Annotated in this window: 1 protein-coding gene; it reads left to right on the forward strand. The window is 45.7% G+C overall.

Annotated features, from left to right (window positions below):
- Nucleotides 1-119: 119 nt before the first annotated feature.
- Nucleotides 120-947, forward strand: coding sequence for a polyamine aminopropyltransferase (gene speE / locus AC1DUA_RS36420; RefSeq protein WP_477504370.1), 828 nt, complete (start codon nt 120-122; stop codon nt 945-947).
- The last annotated feature ends 782 nt before the right edge of the window (nt 948-1729 follow it).

Consider the following 1729-nt stretch of genomic DNA (forward strand, 5'->3'; position numbering starts at 1 on the left):
GTGAAGGGACGCGAAATTCTAGCGGACTTTGCATGACATTTTAAACCGGTGGAACACTGTTAGAGATAACGAATGTCAGTAATTATTCATCCAATATAGAAGAGAAAGAAGGTATGAACATGGATTTGTGGTACACAGAGAAACAGACAGATAGCTTCGGCATTACAGCGAAAGTAAAAGAGACTTACGTAAGAGAGCAAACGGATTTTCAGGATCTCTCGATGATCGAAACGGAAGAGTGGGGAACGATGCTCACACTAGACGGCATGGTCATGACAACAGTAAGAGACGAGTTCGTCTATCATGAAATGGTTGCACACCCAGYGCTTGTTACTCATCCGAACCCTGAGAATGTACTTGTTGTGGGCGGCGGCGACGGCGGCGTTATCCGTGAGATCATGAAGCATCCGAAAGTGAAAAAAGCCGTTCTAGTCGACATCGATGGCAAAGTAATCGAGTACTCCAAAAAGTACCTGCCTACCATTGCCGGCGAATTGGACAACCCGCGCGTTGAAGTTATCGTGAACGATGGCTACATGCACATTCATGATCACAAAAATACATACGATGTTATCATGGTCGATTCCACAGAGCCAGTTGGCCCAGCGGTTGAACTGTTCTCTAAAGGTTTCTACCAAGGCATTTATGATGCGTTAAAAGAAGATGGAATCTTCGTTGCACAAACGGACAACCCTTGGTTCAAAGCAGATCTGATCCAAACGGTTAACCGTGACGTTAAAGAAATCTTCCCGATCGTACGCGTATACAGCGCGAACATCCCTACGTACCCAAGTGGTCTATGGACTTTCACAATGGGCAGCAAAAAACATGACCCTCTTCAAGTCGAAGAAGCTTCCATTCCGGAATTCCCGACGAAGTACTATACAGCACGCCTGCATAAAGCAGCGTTTGTTTTGCCTAAATTTGTTGAAGACTTGATTAAATAAGTGAAAAAGCTGTCCACCCTTGTGAGAGGGGGGCGGCTTTTTTTTGTGATGTCACCCTACTACCCGAACCCCATAACTCCGACCGCCAGTTTACGGACACAGAAGCCGTTATTCTGCGAAATCCAGCTAGATTTGAATGGTATCGGACTCAGGAGCCGTTATCTACTGATTTTGTCGCTGTTTTAGGCAGTTTCATGGCCGATAACGGCACGTGAGTCCGTTAGAAACTAAACTTGTCCCAAAAGTAGCGAATAGAGTCACCTCAGTCCGTTAGCAGACAGATAATGCTCGTAGGGGTAAGCTAGCGGTCGAAAGAGCACCACCAATAGAGCCAGCTAGTTAAAGTACCGTGAATCGCACCAATAAAGCCAGCTAGTTAAAGAACCGTGAATCGCACCAATAGAAGCCAACTAGTTAAAGAACCGTGAATCGCACCAATAGAGCTAACTAGTTAAAGTACCCTGAATCCCGCGAACAGCCGCCCACCCACCAATCCCCCAAGTAGCTACTTTTTTTACGGACACAGAAGCCGTTATTCTGTGAAATTCAGCTAGATTTGAGTGGTATCGGACTGAGGAGCCGTTATCTACTGATTTTGTCACTGTATCAGGCAGTTTCATGGCCGATAACGGCTCGTGTGCGGCTAGAATAAGAAGTGGACACATCCGTTAAGTGACCCCAATAATAGACTTAACGAATAGGGGGGTGTCCGCCAATGGGAGAGCAACGCCAACGATATAACGAAGATTTTAAAAAAGAAGCAGTAAAATATGTTCAGGAAC

Source organism: Paenibacillus sp. 01T422 (assembly GCF_056398785.1).